Raw genomic sequence first — 17,832 nt, 5'->3', positions numbered from 1 at the left:
GGCGGCAGCCGGAGATCACTGCTCGCGCAGCGGGATCGACACGTACGACGGGTCGTTCGGCGGCGAGGAGAAGGTCAGCTGCGCGCCGGACGGGTTGTGCTCGATGTAGAGCGGGTCGACCGTGTCGACGACCAGGGCGAGACGGTGGCCCGCCGGAACGTCGTAGGCCGTGGAGAACAACTCCAGGTCCACGCCGAACGGCTTGCCGGGCGTCTCGCCGTGGAAGGTGTACGGCGCGTGGCTGACCAGCTTGCCGAGGCCGAGCGGGCCCACGTCGTACAGATGGGCGACGAGGGTGCCGCTCTCCTTGGTGGCCGTCACCGTGGTGTGCAGTTTCGCGGTGCCCCGCACCTGCTGCGTCGTCCGGTACTTCTCCGACTGCCACACGGCCGCCCAGCGGCGCGGAAGCAGCGGTATCGAGGCCATGGGCGGTAGTTGGACGACCTGGTCGAGGACGCTGGACAGGAAGACCACCCCGCCGTTCGCACCCGAGTCGACGTTCGCGTGGATCGTGGTGCCACTCGTGAGGGCGATCTTCTTGCGGGTGGCGGTGACCGACTTCCAGTCCGGATAGCCCTCGAAGGCGCCGCCGGTACGGGACTTGAGTTGCACGGGCTGCTCGTCGTCGATGCCGTTGGCCTGACCCCGCAGATAGTGGTCGAACCAGCGCCGGGTGTCCGTCCACACATCGTTGGGCAGCCCGAACAGGCCCGTCAGCTCGGTGGTGGCGTGGTCGCCGGGCCGCAGTTCCAGGCGCTTGGGGCCGGTGAGCTTCTCGTAGAAGTCGGCGTACTGGTTGGGCGGGAAGATCGAGTCGCCCCAGCCGTTGGCGAGCATGACGGCCGTGCCGTTGGTGTTGAGGGCATCCACATATATCTCGGGGGAACGTTTCTTCCCCCACTCGATCATGTCCTGTTCCTTGGCCAGGTTGGACGCGTAGAGGTTCTTGAAGATCTCCTGGACTTCGGGGCTCTGACGGCCCGTGATCCGGCCGGCGCCGTCGAGCACGGCCGCCGCCTGGAGGTGCTGGGTGCGCCCGGAATAGATGGAGTCGATGAGGTCGGCCCAGCCGCTGAGCGCGGCGACCGCCTTGACCCGCTTGTCGTGCGCTGCGGCGAGCAGGCTGATGCCCGCGCCGTACGACAGCCCCGCCATGCCCACGCGGCGCGCGTCGGCCGGGGTGTGGGCGAGCGCCCAGTCGATGACCTTCGAGGCGTCGGCCATGTCCGGTGGCCCGGCGACTTCTATGTACCCGCCGGACTCCCAGAAGCCCCGTACGTTGTAACTGACCACGACGTACCCGGCCTTGGCGAGCTGCTGCGCCTGGGCCAGGTACTCGACCTGCGGCAGCCCCCAGCTCGTGGGGAGCACGAGCAGTGGGTAGGTGCGGGAGGCGTCGGCGGGGGCGACGACATTGGCCTTGAGGACCGTGCCGTCGGTGCTCGTGATGTCGACGAAGCGGGTGGTGGGGGAGTCGGCCGAGGCCGCCTGGGCGGCGGGGGCGAGTCCGAGGGCCGTGCCGGCGACCAGGGTGGCCGAGACGGCCCCCACGGTCGTCGTGCGCAGGGCCTTCGCCGTGCGCGATGTGGTGCCGTGCGGGTGTCTCACGGGTCGCTCCTCACTCGTGTCAGTGCAAAGTGACCCGACGGTAACCGCCGCGACTTACCAGAGGTAACTCCTCGGTAAGTTACGTGACGGTAACAGTTGGCGTGAACGCGTCGGCGGGGCTCGTCCCGTCCCGTCCTGGGGGCCCGCCCTACGAGGCCCGGTGCGTCGCCTTGGCCGGGAGCGCCGCCGGCGGTGTCTGCGCGGCGCGGGTGACGTCCGCGACCAGTTCGACGACATCGGGGCCGTACGCCTGGGAGTTGACGACCTTCAGCAGGAGGACGAAGTTGCCGGTGCCGTACTTGCGGTGGAGTCGCTCGTGGTGGCGGGCGAGGTAGCGGGTGGCCGCCTGATTGGTGATGGCCCGCTGGCCGCAGAACAGGAAGACCGGCCGGGCCTGGTGCGGCTGGCCGGTCGTGAGCCGGGCCAGCAGGACGTGCTCGGTGACACCGGGCTCCAGCCGGTAGGTGTCGTCGCCGACCAGGAAGGCAGCCCGGTCGGGGCCGGGCTCGGGATCGGTGTTGAAACGTATACCGGGCAGCATGGCCCCGATGTGTGCGGCCATCCGGCGATTGGAGACGGGTCCGCCCACACAGAACTCGGTGCGTTCGCCGAAGCCCTGCTGGGCCGCGTCCTGCGTGATCATCTGGGCGTGCGCGCCGCAGTCCTTGATCAGGGCGGACAGTTCCAGCAGCGCGAACACGTCGAAGCGGTGCACCGCCATGTCCGCGCTGGACGGATCGCGGTTGACCACCAGCAGCGACTCGGAGTTCTCGGGCAGCCCGAAGAACGCCTGTTTGCGGCGGAGCTTGCGCTTCCACAGGTAGGTCCGGACGAACCAGCCCAGCGAGGCACTGATGCCCGCCGCGATCACGCCGAGGACGATATTGCGCACGTCGTCATTCATGGCCGCGCATGGTAGCGGGCGCGACCGAATACTGTCCGAATCCGTGTCCGATTCCTTGACCGGCTCCGCCCCGGGGTCTGCTCGGCGACCTGTGCGGATCGCCCCGTACGACGTCCCGGCGCGGGCGGGTGGCGGGGCCGCCAGTTGGCCGAGACGCCGCTGACGGCGGGACGGCGGCCACGTTAGTCTGCGCGAACGGTCGTTGACTGGAGGTACGGATGCGTCTGCGTCGCCCTGTCGCGCGGAAACTGACGGTTCTTGCGGCGGTGTCCGCCGTGGTGTCGGTGGGGGCGGCGGCGCCGCCGACGTCCGCCGCGACGGACCCCGTCGAGAAGGTGCCGGTCGCCGTCGGCTACGGCGGTGCCGTGGCGAGCGTCGACCCCGACGCCTCGGCCGCCGGGATCGAGGTCCTCAGGAAGGGCGGCAACGCCGTGGACGCGGCCGTCGCGACCGCCGCCGCCCTCGGCGTCACCGAGCCGTACTCGGCGGGCATCGGCGGAGGTGGCTACTTCGTCTACTACGACGCCGCGAGCCGCAAGGTGCACACCGTCGACGGCCGTGAGACGGCGCCGCTCAGCGCCGACGAGAGCCTCTTCCTGGAGAACGGCACGCCCATCCCGTTCGCCGAGGCCGTGACGAGCGGACTGAGCGTCGGCACGCCGGGCACGCCCGCCACCTGGCGGACCGCGCTGCGCCACTGGGGCAGCAGGCCGCTCGCCAAGCTGCTCAGGCCCGCCGAGAGACTCGCCCGCGACGGCTTCACCGTCGACGCCACCTTCCGCGCCCAGACCGCCGCCAACGAGGCCCGGTTCCGCAACTTCCCCGCCACGGCCGACCTCTATCTGCCCGGCGGACAGCTGCCCGTGATCGGCTCGACGCTGAAGAACCCCGATCTGGCCCGCACCTACGCCGAGTTGGGCCGCGAGGGCGTCGGGGCGCTCTACAAGGGCGACATCGCCCGGGACATCGTCGCCACTGTCAACAAGCCGCCCGTCGACCCCGCTTCGGGCTACAACGCCCGCCCCGGCGACCTGACCACCGCCGACCTCGCCGCCTACCGCACCAAGAACCAGGCGCCCACCAAGGCGTCGTACCGCGGACTCGACGTCTACGGCATGGCACCCTCCTCCTCCGGCGGCACCACCGTCGCCGAGGCACTCAACATCCTGGAGCGGACCGACCTGTCGAAGGCGAGCGACGTCCAGTACCTGCACCACCTCATCGAGGCGAGCCGTGTGTCGTTCGCCGACCGGGGCCGCTGGGTGGGCGACCCGGCCTTCGAGGACGTACCGACGAAGGAACTGCTGTCGCAGCGGTACGCCGACTCCCGCGGCTGCCTGATCAAGGACGACGCGGTGCTCACCAGCCCCGTCGCCCCCGGCGACCCGCGCCACCCGGCGGCCTGCCCCACGGGCGGCACCGCCGCGCCCACCACGTACGAGGGCGACAGCACGACCCACCTCACCGTCGCCGACAAGTGGGGCAACGTCGTCTCCTACACCCTCACCATCGAGCAGACCGGCGGCAGCGGCATCACCGTGCCCGGCCGTGGCTTCCTGCTCAACAACGAGCTGACGGACTTCTCCTTCACCCCCGCCAACCCGGCCGTGCACGACCCGAACCTGCCGGGCCCGGGCAAGCGGCCGCGCTCGTCCATGTCACCGACGATCGTGCTCGACAAGCACGGCAAGCCCGTGGTGGCGCTCGGCTCGCCCGGCGGCGCGACCATCATCACCACCGTGCTGCAGACCCTCACCGGCTTCCTCGACCGTGGCCTGCCGCTGGTCGACGCCATCGCCGCGCCCCGCGCCAGCCAGCGCAACCAGACCACCACCGAACTCGAACCGGGCCTGTGGAACAGCCCCCTGAAGGGACAGCTCGAAGCCATCGGGCACGCCTTCCGGCAGAACCCCGAGATCGGCGCGGTCGCCGGCGTCCAGCGCCTGCCGAACGGCAAGTGGCTGGCCGCCGCCGAGACGGTACGCCGCGGCGGCGGCTCGGCGATGGTGGTGCACCCGACGCGCTAGTCGGCGTCAGCCCACCTCAGCCCACGTCTGAACCCCGCGGAGCGGGCGGCGGCGTCGTCGTACGGAAGGCGAGCCGCCCGTCCTCCGTTTCCACCACCACCCGACTGCCGGACGGCAGACGGCTGTCGAGGAGCAGCCGGGAGAGGGGGTTGTCGACCTCCCGCTGGATCGTGCGGCGCAGCGGCCGGGCCCCGTACTCGGGCTGGTGGCCGTGGCGGGCGAGCCAGTCGACGGCCTGCTCGGTGAACTCGATGCCGATGCCCCGCGCGTGCAGCCGCTCCCGGGTCCGTTCGAGCAACAGGTCGGTGATGCGCCGCAGTTGGTCTGCCGTGAGCTGCCGGAACACGACGATCTCGTCGACGCGGTTGAGGAACTCGGGCCGGAAGTGCTCCCTGAGCGGCCTGAGGATCCGCTCGCGCCGGTCCTCCTCGGCCGCCTCGGCACCTCCCGCCCCGAAGCCCAGCCCGGCCCCGCGGCGGGTGATGGCGTCCGAGCCCAGGTTGCTCGTCATGACGATCACCGTGTTGGTGAAGTCGACCGTGCGGCCCTGGGAGTCGGTGAGCCGGCCGTCGTCGAGGACCTGGAGCAGGATGTTGAACACATCCGGGTGGGCCTTCTCCACCTCGTCCAGCAACAGCAGCGCGTACGGGTGCCGCCGTACGGTCTCGGTGAGCTGCCCGGCCTCCTCGTGGCCGACATAACCGGGCGGCGCGCCCACCAGCCGGCTGACCGTGTGCCGCTCCTGGTACTCGCTCATGTCGAGGCGGACCATCCGGTCCTCGCTGCCGAAGAGGGCCTCCGCCAGCGCGCGGGCCAGCTCCGTCTTGCCGACGCCGGTCGGGCCGAGGAAGAGGAAGCTGCCGATGGGCCGGTCGGGGCTGGACAGCCCGGCGCGTGAGCGCAGCACCGCGTCGGCGACCACGCCCACCGCCTCGTCCTGCCCGACGACCCGCTGGTGCAGATGCTCCTCCAGCCCCAGCAGCCGTTCCTTCTCCTCCTGGGTGAGACTGCTGACCGGGATGCCGGTCTGCCGGGACACCACCTCGGCGATGTCCTCGGCGGTGATCCCCAGGCTCTGCCCGTCGTCGGCCCGGTCGCCCTCGCGGCCCTCGGCGAGCCGCTCGTTCAACTCGGCGATACGGTCGCGCAACCGCGTCGCCTGCTCGTACTGCTCACCCGCGACCGCCTGGTCCTTGTCACGGGTGAGCTGCTCGATCTCCCGCTCCAGGGCCCGTAGGTCCGTCCCCTTCGTGCGGGAACGCAGCCGCACCCGGGCGCCCGCCTGGTCCATCAGGTCGATGGCCTTGTCGGGCAGCCGCCGGTCGGTGAGATACCGGTCGGACAGGTCCACGGCCGCCGCCAGCGCCTCGTCGGTGTAGCGGACCTGGTGGTGGGCCTCGTACCGGTCGCGCAGCCCCCGCAGGATCTCCAGCGCGTCGGCGGCGGACGGCTCGGAGACCAGCACCGGCTGGAACCGGCGGGCCAGCGCCGCGTCCTTCTCGATCCTGCGGTACTCCTCCAGGGTCGTCGCGCCCACGATGTTCAGCTCACCGCGCGCCAGCGCCGGTTTCAGGATGTTGCCCGCGTCCATCGCGCCACTCTCGCCGGAACCGGCGCCCACGACGGTGTGCAGCTCGTCGATGAAGACGACCAGTTCCTCGGAGTGCGTTCGTATCTCGTCGACGATGGTGGTCAGCCGCTCCTCGAAGTCGCCCCGGTAGCGGGTACCGGCGACGACCCCCGACAGGTCCAGGGCGACCACGCGGCGCCCGGCCAGCACATCGGGCACGTCGCCCTCGGCGATGCGCTGCGCCAGCCCCTCCACGATCGCCGTCTTGCCGACGCCCGCCTCACCGATGAGGACCGGGTTGTTCTTGCCCCGCCGCGACAGCACCTCGACGGTCTGCTCGATCTCCTCGTCCCGCCCGATCACCGGGTCGATACGGCCCTGGCGCGCCTGCTCGGTCAGATCGCGCCCGTACTTGTCGAGGGTCGGCGTGGCCGCGCGGCGCGGCAGCTCCGACTGCGGGTAGAGGGGGCGCGGCAGTCCCGGCTGGGTGCCGTTCGGCGGCGGCTCGGACGCCTCGGGCGGCAGCGACGCGGCCGACAGGCGCGCGGCGTTCAGGATGTGCCCGGCGGCCGAGTCCGGGTTGCCCGCGAGGGCGCTCAGGACGTGTTCGGGGCCGATGTATCCGGAGCCGGCGGCACGGGCCAGCTCGTGGGCGTCCAGCAGGGCCCGTTTGACCGCCGGTGTCAGGGCGAGCGACGCGGGCGCCGGCCCCTGGCCGGGTTTGTGCCGGGCCGGGCCCGACCGCTCGTCGATCTCCCCTGCGAGCGCGTCCGGATCGGCGCCCGCGCGGGCCACGAGACTCCGGGTCGGCTCGGCGGTGAGCGCGGCGCGCAGCAGATGCTGGGTGTCCAGGTCGCTGCTGCCGTGCTGCGCCGCGTACGCCGCCGCGTCCGCCACCAGCTGCCGGGCCTGGCCGCTCATCAGCCGCCCGATCTCGAGGCGCTGGGGGCGGGGCCCGCCGAAGAAGCGTGCGAGGAACTCACTGAAGGGGTCCGGACCGTAGCCCTCGGGCCCCGGGAATCCGCTGTTCATTGGCACGCGAGTGCCCTGTCGCTGCGCGGCTACACCCGGGGGCGCCTAGTAGCTCGGGGGTGCGGCGTTCGTGGGCGGGTGCGGGTTCGTCGTGGTTCCTCGCGCAGTTCCCCGCGCCCCTGAAGGCTTGGGCCTGCGGCCCGGCCTTCATCGGGAAAGCACGGGGCCGCAGGCGGCGCTCTACCGCGCGGTCAGCACCCGCGGTCCCCCCGTCGTGATGGCCACCGTGTGTTCCACGTGGGCCGCGCGGGAGCCGTCGTCCGTGCGTAGGGTCCAGCCGTCCGGGGCCGCGTGGTAGCCGTCCTTGCCGCCGCCGGTCAGCATCGGCTCGATCGCGAGCACCAGGCCGTGCCGCAGCGGCAGCCCCCGCCCCGGCGGGCCCTCGTTCGGGACGGACGGGTCCTCGTGCATATGGCGGCCGATGCCGTGGCCGCCGAAGCCGTCGGGGACGCCGTACCCGGCGGCACGGCACACCGAGCCGATGGCGTGGGCGATGTCACCGATGCGGTTGCCGACGACGGCGGCCTCGATACCCGCCTCCAGGGCCCGCTCCGCGGTCTCGATCAGCCGCAGGTCGGCCGGGCGCGGCTCGCCCACGACGAAGCTGATCGCCGAGTCACCGGCCCAGCCGCCCAGGTGGGCGCCGCAGTCGATGGAGACGAGGTCGGCGTCCCTGAGCCGGTAGGAGGTCGGGATGCCGTGCACGATCGCGTCGTTCACCGAGGCGCAGATCACCGCCGGGAACGGGGTCGGCGCGAACGAGGGCCGGTAACCGAGGAACGGCGACGTGGCGCCCGCCTCGCGCAGCACCTCGCGCGCCACCTCGTCCAGTTCGAGCAGGGACACACCCACGTCTGCGGCCTTCCGTACCGCGCTGAGCGCACGCCCCACGACCTGCCCGGCCTCGTACATCGCGTCGATGGACGCGTCCGTCTTCAGTTCCACCATGCCAATTACTATACCGGTCGACATCCAATTCTAATACCGGTTCCCCGGTGGGGGTCGGTATTAGAATGGGCGCATGGTGCGCACCCCACTGACCCCCGAAGAGCGCGAACGCGGCGAGCGGCTCGGCCGGTTGCTGCGGGAAGCCCGCGGCGGTCGCAGCATGGCGGAGATCGCCGCGGGCGCGGGCATCTCCGCGGAGACGCTCCGCAAGATCGAGACCGGTCGCGCCCCCACCCCGGCCTTCTTCACGATCTCCGCCCTGGCCCGCACGCTCGGCCTCTCCATGGACGAACTCGCCGGACGCTGCACACCGGTGGAGGCCGTGCCGCCGGCGGCGGTGGCCTGAGCGGGCGGAGCGGCGCCTTCCGTGCGGGCGCCTGGCCGGAGCCTGTCGTCGCGTGGCCTGAATCCCTTACGCACAGCCGCCGGACGGGCGCGCACAGCACACTGCGTCCGGTCCGAAAACTCCGCGTAGCCTTTCTGTAACACGGCTGGTGTTTTCTGGCGGACCGGGGCACTCCAGTCTGCCGGGGAGCATGGGATGGCTGTGGATCAACTCCCGGGCGAGGTTCGGGAGTTCGCTGGTTACCTGAACAAGCTGATGACGAAGCTGGACCAGGGCGGAGGTTGGTGCGCCGTCTTCTGGCGGCGCGACCCGGACGGTATGCGGGCCTGCCTCGACGGCCTGGAGGTCCCGCCGTGGGACGTCGTCGAAGCGCTCATGCACGACCTCCACACCGCGTACGGTCCCGCGGTCGCCGCCCAGGAGACCGCGCGGGCCCGCGCCCTGCACGGCGCCTCGCTCGCCGCGTACGACGCCCTGCCCGGCGGCCGGGACGCCCTCGGCGACCGGTTCGACGTCATGCTCCGCGAGCAGCGGTACGCCGCCGAGCGCACCGCCGAACTCGACCGCCGCCTCCGTACCGCCACCACCCGGGAGGAGGCCGAGTCCCTCCGTCTCGACCTGGCCTGGGCCCACGACGACCACGAACGGGCCACAGCCCGCTGCGCCGAACTGCGCGCCCGGATGGAGAACCTCGACCGTCGCGCCCCGCACCTGCCTGTGCGGGGCGCGACGCGCTTTCCGGACGACCCCGCCAGGGACTTCTCCCGGGCGCCGGAGGCGGAAGGGCGCGCCCCGGAGGCGGCGACACCCGGCGGCCGCACCGGCCGCACGTACGCGGGCCCGGAGGGCGCGGTCCCGGCGGGCCCGCGCGACGGCATGCCGACGGACCGGACGGACGACCGCCGTGCGCACGACCCCTACGCGGCCCCCGGCGTCGGGTACGACGCCCACACGGTCGGGCGTGATACCCAGGCCCAAGCCCAGGGTCATGAGGTCGCGTTCGACGCTCACGACCCCGCGCACGATGCCGCCGACCCCGAGGTCGAGGCGGTGACGTCCAAGAAGCGGGCCAAGCGGCGTCCCCGGGGTGGTGCACGCTTCGCCGGTGCCGTGGAGGCGGAGGAGGTGCCCGTCGTCGTGCCCGAGAGCGCGCCCGCGCAGGCGGCCGCGCCCCAGGCGCGTGCCCGCCGGGGCGCTCGCTACGCCGGGGTCACCGAGGAGGCCGCGCCGCCGCAGCGGCCGGAGCGGCCGGCCCGGCAGGCCCTGGACGACGAGGCGCGGCGGGAGGTCGCCGGGACCGTCGAGCGGCTGTTGCGGCTGCGCAAGGAGGGGCGCAGCGGGGAGGCGCACGCCCTGCTCGTCGAGGTCGCCCACTGGCCCGCCGCCCGTTTCCCGCTGCTCGCGGCCGACATGCACCGGGCAGGACTGGGCGCCGACTGGGCGACCCTGCTGTGGGAGGCCGCCTCGCTGCCCGTGGACAGGCTGGTCGCCGTCGTCGACGCCCTGAACGCCGTGGGGCGCGTCACCGACGGGGAGCAGATGCTGCGGCAGGGTGTCGGGCGGCCCTCCGAGGAGATCGGCGAGGCGGTGCTCGGCCTCGCCGAGGAGGGGCGCGAGTGGCAGGCGCGTGCGCTGCTCGATGCGTATGTACGCGTCCGTACGCCCGAGGAGGCGGCGCGCGTCGCGGAGGCGCACCCACAGCGGCTGACCCGTATGGTCGTGGAAGCGGCCCGAGCCGTGTCGGAGGACCGCCACCGGGACGTGGCGCACGCCCTGCGCGTCGCCGGACTCGCCTGACGGTCACCGGGAGCCGCGACCGGCTCTCCGTGCGCGGACGCCGAGGCACGGCGAGGCGATCACCCACTGGAGTGCGAAACGTGATCGACTCGGCCGGTTAACGGCGATGGTCTTGCCCAGCCCGTCGGCGAGGCTTACTTTCAAGCCTCTACGGCCTGTTTCTACGGGCGTAGAGGCTCTCTGACTTCCCGGTCGAAGGAGCAGCTGACATGGCCAACGTCGTACGCGCCGCCCTCGTCCAGGCGACCTGGACCGGCGACACGGAATCCATGGTCGCCAAGCACGTCGAGCACGCCCGCGAGGCGGCCCGGCAGGGCGCGAAGGTGATCGGCTTCCAGGAGGTCTTCAACGCGCCGTACTTCTGCCAGGTGCAGGAGCCGGAGCACTACGCCTGGGCGGAACCCGTGCCCGACGGGCCGACCGTCACGCGGATGCGGGAGCTGGCCCGCGAGACCGGCATGGTGATCGTCGTCCCGGTCTTCGAGGTCGAGCAGTCCGGCATCTACTACAACACCGCCGCCGTGATCGACTCCGACGGCACCTACCTCGGCAAGTACCGCAAGCACCACATCCCCCAGGTCAAGGGCTTCTGGGAGAAGTACTACTTCAAGCCCGGGAACCTCGGCTGGCCGGTCTTCGACACCGCCGTCGGCAAGGTCGGCGTCTACATCTGCTACGACCGCCACTTCCCGGAGGGCTGGCGCCAGCTCGGCCTGAACGGCGCCCAGCTCGTCTACAACCCCTCCGCCACGCACCGCGGTCTCTCCTCCCACCTGTGGCGGCTCGAACAGCCCGCCGCGGCCGTCGCCAACGAGTACTTCGTCGCCGCGATCAACCGCGTCGGTGTGGAGGAGTACGGCGACAACGACTTCTACGGCACGTCGTACTTCGTCGACCCGCGCGGCCAGTTCGTCGGCGACACCGCGAGCGACAAGGACGAGGAACTCGTCGTACGGGACCTGGACTTCGACCTGATCGAGCACGTACGCACGCAGTGGGCGTTCTACCGGGACCGCAGGCCGGACGCGTACGAAGGACTCGTACAGCCCTGACGTAGGCACGTACAGCCCTGACACGCCCCACCCGTACCGCAGTGAAAGGAGTGGTGCAGCCGTGACCGACGAACTGCTCGGCCGCCACAAGGCCGTGCTGCCCGACTGGCTCGCGCTCTACTACGCGGACCCGCTGGAGATCACCCACGGCGAGGGCCGTCATGTGTGGGACGCCGCCGGCAACAAGTACCTCGACTTCTTCGGCGGCATCCTCACCACGATGACGGCGCACGCCCTGCCCGAGGTCACCAAGGCGGTGAGCGAGCAGGCCGGGCGGATCATCCACTCCTCCACGCTCTACCTCAACCGGCCGATGGTGGAACTGGCCGAACGCATCGCCCAGATGTCCGGCATCCCCGACGCCCGGGTCTTCTTCACCACCTCCGGCACCGAGGCCAACGACACCGCGCTGCTGCTGGCGACGACGTACCGGCAGAGCAACCAGATCCTGGCGATGCGCAACAGCTACCACGGCCGCTCCTTCAGCGCGGTCGGCATCACCGGCAACAAGGGCTGGTCACCGACGTCGCTGTCCCCGCTCCAGACGCTGTACGTGCACGGCGGCGTCCGCACCCGAGGCCCCTACGCCGATCTGAGCGACGCCGACTTCATCGCGGCCTGCGTCGCCGACCTGGAGGACCTCCTCGGCCATGTCCGGCCGCCCGCCGCGCTGATCGCCGAACCGATCCAGGGCGTCGGCGGCTTCACCTCACCGCCGGACGGCCTGTACGCGGCCTTCCGCGAGGTGCTCCAGCGGCACGGCGTGCTGTGGATCGCCGACGAGGTGCAGACCGGCTGGGGCCGCACCGGCGACAACTTCTGGGGCTGGCAGGCGCACGGGCAGAACGGGCCGCCCGACATCATGACCTTCGCCAAGGGCATCGGCAACGGCATGTCCATCGGCGGTGTCGTCGCCCGCTCCGAGGTCATGAACTGCCTCGACAGCAACTCCATCTCCACCTTCGGCGGCACCCAGATCACCATGGCCGCCGGCCTCGCCAACCTCAACTACCTGGTCGAGCACGACCTCCAGGGCAACGCGCGCCGCGTCGGCGGGCTGCTCATCGAGCGGCTCCGGGCGATCACGGCGCAGGTGCCGGAGGTGAAGGAGGTCCGCGGCCGGGGTCTGATGATCGGTGTCGAGCTGGTGAAGCCGGGTACCGAGGAGGCCAACCCGGACGCGGCCGCCGCCGTCCTCGAAGCCGCCCGCCGGGAGGGCCTGCTGATCGGCAAGGGCGGCGGCCACAACACCAGCGCCCTGCGCATCGCACCCCCGCTCTCCCTCACCGTCGCCGAGGCGGAGGAGGGTGCCGACGCCCTCGAACGTGCTCTGAGGAGCATTCGGTAGCACCACCGGAGCAGATCTGAGGAACGCCCCATGACCACCGCCCTGGAACCCGCCCTGTCGGTACGCCAGGTCCTCACCCTGGACCGGGTCCTCGCCGGAGAGCCCGAGGTGGTGGCCGGGGCCGGCCAGCTCGACCGGCCCGTGCGCTGGGTGCACGTCGCCGAGGCCCCCGACGTGGGCGTCATGCTCACCGGGGGCGAGATGGTCCTCACCACCGGGGTCCTCCTCGCCGGCGACGAGGAGGCGCAGGCCGAGTACATCCGCTCCCTGCACCGGGCGGAGGCCGCGGCGGTCGTCCTCGGCCTCGGCCGGGCCTTCCCGACGCCGCCCGAGGTGATGCGCCGGGCGGCGGAGCGGTGCGGACTGCCCATGGTGGTGCTGCACCGGCCGTTCCCCTTCGCCGAGCTGACGGAGGAGGTCCAGTCCCGGCTCGTCCGGCGGAAGTTCGCGGCGGTGAGCCTCTCCGAGTCCGTACGGACCGCGCTGACCGGCCTCATCACGGCCGGCGCTCCGCTGCAACGGCTGCTCGACGAGATCGCCCAGCACGCGGGCTGTCCGCTCGTCGTCACCAACCTCGCCCACCGCGTCCTCGCCACGGCGGGGGAGCGGCCCGCCGTCGACGACGTGCTGCGCGACTGGGAGCGCATCTCACGGCAGGCGGGCGGCACCGAGGGCGACGGGTGGATCCGCGCCGAACTGGGCGGACGCGGGGAGCGCTGGGGCCGGATCGTGCTGTGCGGCTACCGCGGCGACACCGCCACCGGGCGGCTCCTCGCCGACCGGGCCGCCGAGGCGCTCGTCCTGCACCGCATGCTCGGCGGAACCGCGCACAGCTGGGAGGAGCAGTCCGCGCAGAGCCTGCTGACCGACCTGGTCTCCGGTGTCGTACCGGCCCGGCAACTGCTGCCCCGGGCGCGGGCGGCCGGGTTGCCCGTCAACCGCCGGACGTTCGTGCCGCTCGTCGTACGCGACGGCGACCCTGCCCAACTCGACCGGGTGCTGCGGATGCTGGGGCTCTCCGGCCTCGTCGCCGAACTCGCCGAGGGCGCGACCGCCGTTCTGCTGAGCCTCGCCCGCGACCAGGACGCGCAGGCCCTCACCGCGCACTTCGCGACCCGGCTGCGCTCGGAGTCAGGGGTGCGCCGGACGGTCGTGGCGGCGGCCGAGCCACGCATCACCTGGGAGGACGTCCCGGCGGGCCTGCGCGAGGCGCGGCACGTGGCCGACGCCGTCGCCCAGTCGGCGACGGGGCTCGACCTGCCCGCCGTCGTACGGCTGCGCGACGTCCATCTGCGGGGCCTGATCCGGCTGCTGCGGGACGACCCGCACGTCCAGGCCTTCGCCGAGCGGGAGCTGGACGGGCTGCTGTGCGGCGACCGGCACGCCGAACAGGACCTGCTGCCGGTCCTGCGGACCTATCTGGCCACCGGCCGCAACAAGTCGCACACCGCTCAGCTGCACCATGTCAGCCGGCCCGCCCTGTATCGCCGTCTCGAAGCCATAGAGGCCCGGCTGGGCGTCGACCTCGACGACTTCGAGCAGGCCGCGTCCGTGCACATCGCCCTCCTCGCGCATGACGCGCAACAGGGCTGAAACATGCCGGGACCTGGGAAAACGGCGGTGAAACATGCGTCCACGAAGAGGTGACACGGTGGAACGCCAAGCGGCTCCAGACGTGACACCGTGCAACTCAAACCCGGTCTTCGGGCTTCCTAGTCTCGCTTCACACCGAGTGACCGGAGGTCCCGATGAGCAGAGTCATCCGCGCAGCCATCTTCCAGACGGCCTGGACCGGCGACAAGGAATCGATGATCCAGGTCCACGAGCAGGCGGCCCGCGACGCGGCGGCACAGGGCGCCCAGGTCATGTGCTTCCAGGAACTGTTCTACGGCCCCTACTTCTGCCAGGTGCAGGACAAGGCGTTCTACGAGTACGCGGAAGCCATCCCCGACGGCCCGATCGTCAAGCGCTTCCAGGCGCTCGCCAGGGAACTGAACCTCGTCCTGGTGCTGCCGATGTACGAGGAGGAGCAGCCGGGCGTCCTCTACAACACGGCCGCCGTGATCGACGCGGACGGCACGTACCTCGGCAAGTACCGCAAGCACCACATCCCGCAGGTGCCCGGATTCTGGGAGAAGTTCTACTTCCGCCCCGGCAACGCCGGCTGGCCCGTCTTCGACACGGCGGTCGGGAAGATCGGCGTCTACATCTGCTACGACCGTCACTTCCCGGAGGGCTGGCGGGCGTTGGGCCTCGGCGGAGCGGAGATCGTCTTCAACCCGTCGGCGACCTCGCGCGGTCTGTCCCGCTACCTCTGGCAGTTGGAGCAGCCGGCGTCGGCCGTCGCCAACGAGTACTTCATCGGCGCGATCAACCGGGTCGGCGTCGAGGACCTCGGCGACAACGACTTCTACGGCACGTCCTACTTCGTCGACCCGGAGGCCCAGTTCGTCGGCGAGGTGGCGAGCGACAAGGAGACGGAACTGGTCGTCCGCGACCTCGACCTCGCCAAGCTCCGCGAGGTCCGCGACCGCTGGCAGTTCTTCCGCGACCGCCGCCCGGACGCGTACGGCCCGCTGACGGCGCCGTAGCAGCGCCTCCCCGCGACCCTGTCTTCGGCGGGGCGCGGGGCAGTGCCTGATGTGCGGCTTCCGCCGCGATGGGGGCCCCTCCCGCTCGAGCGGAGTCGAGAGTGGGGGAGCGACCAGCCACGAACGACCGGCACTTTCCCGACAACCGAACGGAGCGTGACCGAATGAGCGGCCGTACTCTGATCCGCGGCGGTCTCGTCATCACCGCGTCAGACGAACTGCACGCCGACGTCCTGATCGAAGACGGCCGAGTCGCCGCCCTGGCGGCAAGCGGTACGGCCCCCGCGGCGGCCTGGACCGCCGACCGCACCATCGACGCCACCGGCAAGTACGTCATCCCGGGCGGCGTCGACGCCCACACCCACATGGAGCTGCCCTTCGGCGGCACGTTCGCCTCCGACACCTTCGAGACCGGCACCCGGGCCGCCGCCTGGGGCGGGACCACGACCATCGTCGACTTCGCGGTGCAGAGCGTGGGCCACACCCTCCGCGAGGGCCTCGACGCCTGGCACGCCAAGGCGGACGGCAACTGCGCCATCGACTACGGCTTCCACATGATCGTCTCCGATGTGAACCAGGAGACGCTCAAGGAGATGGACCTGCTGGTGGAGGAGGGCGTCACCTCCTTCAAGCAGTTCATGGCCTACCCGGGCGTCTTCTACAGCGACGACGGCCAGATCCTGCGGGCCATGCAGCGCTCCGCCGACAACGGCGGCCTGATCATGATGCACGCGGAGAACGGCATCGCCATCGACGTCCTGGTCGAGCAGGCGCTGGCGCGCGGCGAGACCGACCCCCGCTACCACGGCGAGGTCCGCAAGGCGCTCCTCGAAGCGGAGGCCACCCATCGGGCCATCAAGCTCGCCCAGGTCGCCGGCGCGCCCCTGTACGTCGTGCACGTCTCGGCGATGGAGGCGGTCGCCGAGCTGGCCAGGGCACGCGACGAGGGGCTCAACGTCTTCGGCGAGACCTGCCCGCAGTATCTGTTCCTGTCCACGGACAACCTCGCCGAGCCGGACTTCGAGGGCGCCAAGTACGTGTGCTCCACCCCGCTGAGGCCCAGGGAACACCAGGCCAAGCTGTGGCAGGGCCTGCGCACCAACGACCTCCAGGTGGTCTCCACCGACCACTGCCCTTTCTGCTTCGCCGGGCAGAAGGAACTCGGCCGCGGCGACTTCTCCAAGATCCCCAACGGTCTGCCGGGCGTCGAGAACCGGATGGACCTGCTGCACCAGGCCGTCGTCGACGGGCACATCTCGCGCCGCCGCTGGATCGAGATCGCCTGCGCGACCCCGGCCCGCATGTTCGGCATGTACCCCAAGAAGGGCACGATCGCGCCTGGAGCCGACGCGGACATCGTCATCTACGACCCGCACGCCGAGCAGGTCATGTCCGCCGAGACCCACCACATGAACGTCGACTACTCGGCGTACGAGGGCAAGCGCACCACCGGCCGGGTCGAGACGGTCCTCTCGCGCGGCGAACTCGTCATCACCGAGCGGGAGTACACCGGTCACGCCGGGCACGGCGTCTACACCCCCCGCTCCACCTGTCAGTACCTCAACTAGGAGCGGAGCAGATGGACTTCGGACTCGTCCTGCAGACCGACCCGCCGGCCTCGCGTGTCATCGAGCTGATGAAGCGCGCCGAGGACAACGGCTTCACCTACGGCTGGACCTTCGACTCCGCCGTGCTGTGGCAGGAGCCGTTCGTCATCTACAGCCAGATCCTGTCGAACACCACGAGCCTGAAGGTCGGCCCGATGGTCACCAACCCGGGCACCCGCACCTGGGAGGTGACCGCCTCGACCTTCGCCACGCTGAACGACATGTTCGGCAACCGCACCGTCTGCGGCATCGGCCGCGGCGACTCCGCGATGCGCGTCGCGGGCCGCACCCCGAACACCCTGGCCCGCATCAGCGCCGCCATGAAGGTCATCCGCGCCCTCGGCTCGGGCCAGGAGGCCGACCTCGGCGGCACCGTGATCCGCTTCCCCTGGATCAAGGAGGACGCCGAACTCCCGGTCTGGATGGCCGCGTACGGGCCCAAGGCCCTGAAGATGACAGGGGAGGAGGCCGACGGCTTCATCCTCCAGCTCTCCGACCTGTACCTCACCGAGTACATGGTCAAGGCGGTCAAGGACGCGGCCGTCGCCGTCGGGCGCGACCCGTCCGAGGTGAAGATCTGCGTGGCCGCCCCCGCGTACATCACCGAGGACGACTCGCCGGAGGCGCTCGCCCACGCCCGTGAGCAGTGCCGCTGGTTCGGCGGCATGGTCGGCAACCACGTCGCCGACCTGGTCTCCAAGTACGGCGAGCACTCCGCGGCCGTACCGGAGGAGCTCACGGACTACATCAAGGCCCGCGAGGGGTACGACTACTCCCACCACGGACGGGCCGACAACCCCGACACGGCGTTCGTCCCCGACGAGATCGTCGACCGGTTCTGCGTCATCGGCACCCCCGACATGCACATCGCGAAGCTGAACGGGCTGCGGGACCTGGGCGTCGACCAGTTCGCCGTGTACGACATGCACGACGCGCAGGAACGGGTGATCGACGTGTATGGCTCCACGGTCATCCCCGCGATCACCGGCTGACCAGGGATTC

The 17,832-nt window shown here is 71.3% G+C and carries 13 protein-coding genes; 9 read left to right on the top strand and 4 right to left on the bottom strand.

Going from position 1 to position 17,832, the window contains the following annotated elements:
• Nucleotides 1-15 precede the first annotated feature (15 nt).
• Nucleotides 16-1,608 carry an alpha/beta fold hydrolase gene (locus M8J73_RS05845; RefSeq protein WP_055539066.1) on the bottom strand — a complete coding sequence of 531 codons (1,593 nt, stop codon included), beginning with the start codon at nucleotides 1,606-1,608 and terminating at the stop codon, nucleotides 16-18.
• Nucleotides 1,609-1,756: 148 nt separating this feature from the next.
• Nucleotides 1,757-2,512, bottom strand: coding sequence for a hypothetical protein (locus M8J73_RS05840; RefSeq protein WP_055539065.1), 756 nt, complete (start codon nucleotides 2,510-2,512; stop codon nucleotides 1,757-1,759).
• Between the two features lie 218 nt (nucleotides 2,513-2,730).
• Here M8J73_RS05840 and ggt point away from each other — a divergent pair, with 218 nt between their 5' ends.
• On the top strand, nucleotides 2,731-4,539 hold the full coding sequence (gene ggt / locus M8J73_RS05835) for a gamma-glutamyltransferase (RefSeq protein ID WP_055539064.1): 1,809 nt from the start codon (nucleotides 2,731-2,733) through the stop codon (nucleotides 4,537-4,539).
• A 16-nt stretch (nucleotides 4,540-4,555) separates the two neighbouring features.
• Here ggt and M8J73_RS05830 read toward each other — a convergent pair whose 3' ends face one another.
• Nucleotides 4,556-7,141 (bottom strand): ATP-dependent Clp protease ATP-binding subunit, encoded by a 2,586-nt coding sequence (locus M8J73_RS05830; RefSeq protein WP_249828316.1) that lies wholly within the window; start codon nucleotides 7,139-7,141, stop codon nucleotides 4,556-4,558.
• A 180-nt stretch (nucleotides 7,142-7,321) separates the two neighbouring features.
• The gene (gene map / locus M8J73_RS05825; protein ID WP_055537543.1) at nucleotides 7,322-8,089 is read right to left on the bottom strand and encodes a type I methionyl aminopeptidase; all 768 of its coding nucleotides are present in this window, start codon (nucleotides 8,087-8,089) and stop codon (nucleotides 7,322-7,324) included.
• 73 nt (nucleotides 8,090-8,162) lie between these two features.
• Here map and M8J73_RS05820 point away from each other — a divergent pair, with 73 nt between their 5' ends.
• The 8 genes from M8J73_RS05820 (at nucleotide 8,163) to M8J73_RS05785 (ending at nucleotide 17,822) form a co-directional block, all read left to right on the top strand.
• Nucleotides 8,163-8,435: a helix-turn-helix domain-containing protein gene (locus tag M8J73_RS05820; RefSeq protein WP_055537542.1), complete on the top strand. Its 273-nt coding sequence runs from the start codon at nucleotides 8,163-8,165 to the stop codon at nucleotides 8,433-8,435.
• Nucleotides 8,436-8,630: 195 nt separating this feature from the next.
• Nucleotides 8,631-10,232 carry a hypothetical protein gene (locus M8J73_RS05815; RefSeq protein ID WP_055537541.1) on the top strand — a complete coding sequence of 534 codons (1,602 nt, stop codon included), beginning with the start codon at nucleotides 8,631-8,633 and terminating at the stop codon, nucleotides 10,230-10,232.
• A gap of 209 nt (nucleotides 10,233-10,441) precedes the next feature.
• The gene (locus tag M8J73_RS05810; protein WP_055537540.1) at nucleotides 10,442-11,284 is read left to right on the top strand and encodes a nitrilase-related carbon-nitrogen hydrolase; all 843 of its coding nucleotides are present in this window, start codon (nucleotides 10,442-10,444) and stop codon (nucleotides 11,282-11,284) included.
• 61 nt (nucleotides 11,285-11,345) lie between these two features.
• Nucleotides 11,346-12,632 carry an aspartate aminotransferase family protein gene (locus M8J73_RS05805; protein WP_055537539.1) on the top strand — a complete coding sequence of 429 codons (1,287 nt, stop codon included), beginning with the start codon at nucleotides 11,346-11,348 and terminating at the stop codon, nucleotides 12,630-12,632.
• 30 nt (nucleotides 12,633-12,662) lie between these two features.
• Complete coding sequence (locus M8J73_RS05800) at nucleotides 12,663-14,225, top strand: PucR family transcriptional regulator (protein WP_055537538.1); 1,563 nt, start codon at nucleotides 12,663-12,665, stop codon at nucleotides 14,223-14,225.
• A gap of 155 nt (nucleotides 14,226-14,380) precedes the next feature.
• A complete protein-coding gene (locus tag M8J73_RS05795) occupies nucleotides 14,381-15,223 on the top strand; it encodes a nitrilase-related carbon-nitrogen hydrolase (RefSeq protein WP_055537537.1) in 843 nt (280 codons plus the stop codon).
• 164 nt (nucleotides 15,224-15,387) lie between these two features.
• Nucleotides 15,388-16,791: a dihydropyrimidinase gene (gene hydA, locus M8J73_RS05790; RefSeq protein ID WP_055537536.1), complete on the top strand. Its 1,404-nt coding sequence runs from the start codon at nucleotides 15,388-15,390 to the stop codon at nucleotides 16,789-16,791.
• An 11-nt stretch (nucleotides 16,792-16,802) separates the two neighbouring features.
• Nucleotides 16,803-17,822 carry a TIGR03842 family LLM class F420-dependent oxidoreductase gene (locus M8J73_RS05785; RefSeq protein WP_055537535.1) on the top strand — a complete coding sequence of 340 codons (1,020 nt, stop codon included), beginning with the start codon at nucleotides 16,803-16,805 and terminating at the stop codon, nucleotides 17,820-17,822.
• Nucleotides 17,823-17,832 lie beyond the last annotated feature (10 nt).

The organism is Streptomyces neyagawaensis (genome assembly GCF_023516595.1).
Classification (GTDB): Bacteria; Actinomycetota; Actinomycetes; order Streptomycetales; family Streptomycetaceae; genus Streptomyces; species Streptomyces neyagawaensis.
Note: the sequence above shows the minus strand (reverse complement) of the source record. Positions and strands in the feature narration are given on the sequence as shown.

Coding starts and splice junctions, on each gene's coding strand:
- M8J73_RS05840 (WP_055539065.1), bottom strand. CDS start 2,512: ATGAATGACGACGTGCGCAATATCGTCCTCGGCGTGATCGCGGCGGGC.
- ggt (WP_055539064.1), top strand. CDS start 2,731: ATGCGTCTGCGTCGCCCTGTCGCGCGGAAACTGACGGTTCTTGCGGCG.
- M8J73_RS05830 (WP_249828316.1), bottom strand. CDS start 7,141: ATGAACAGCGGATTCCCGGGGCCCGAGGGCTACGGTCCGGACCCCTTC.
- map (WP_055537543.1), bottom strand. CDS start 8,089: ATGGTGGAACTGAAGACGGACGCGTCCATCGACGCGATGTACGAGGCC.
- M8J73_RS05820 (WP_055537542.1), top strand. CDS start 8,163: ATGGTGCGCACCCCACTGACCCCCGAAGAGCGCGAACGCGGCGAGCGG.
- M8J73_RS05815 (WP_055537541.1), top strand. CDS start 8,631: ATGGCTGTGGATCAACTCCCGGGCGAGGTTCGGGAGTTCGCTGGTTAC.
- M8J73_RS05810 (WP_055537540.1), top strand. CDS start 10,442: ATGGCCAACGTCGTACGCGCCGCCCTCGTCCAGGCGACCTGGACCGGC.
- M8J73_RS05800 (WP_055537538.1), top strand. CDS start 12,663: ATGACCACCGCCCTGGAACCCGCCCTGTCGGTACGCCAGGTCCTCACC.
- M8J73_RS05795 (WP_055537537.1), top strand. CDS start 14,381: ATGAGCAGAGTCATCCGCGCAGCCATCTTCCAGACGGCCTGGACCGGC.
- hydA (WP_055537536.1), top strand. CDS start 15,388: ATGAGCGGCCGTACTCTGATCCGCGGCGGTCTCGTCATCACCGCGTCA.
- M8J73_RS05785 (WP_055537535.1), top strand. CDS start 16,803: ATGGACTTCGGACTCGTCCTGCAGACCGACCCGCCGGCCTCGCGTGTC.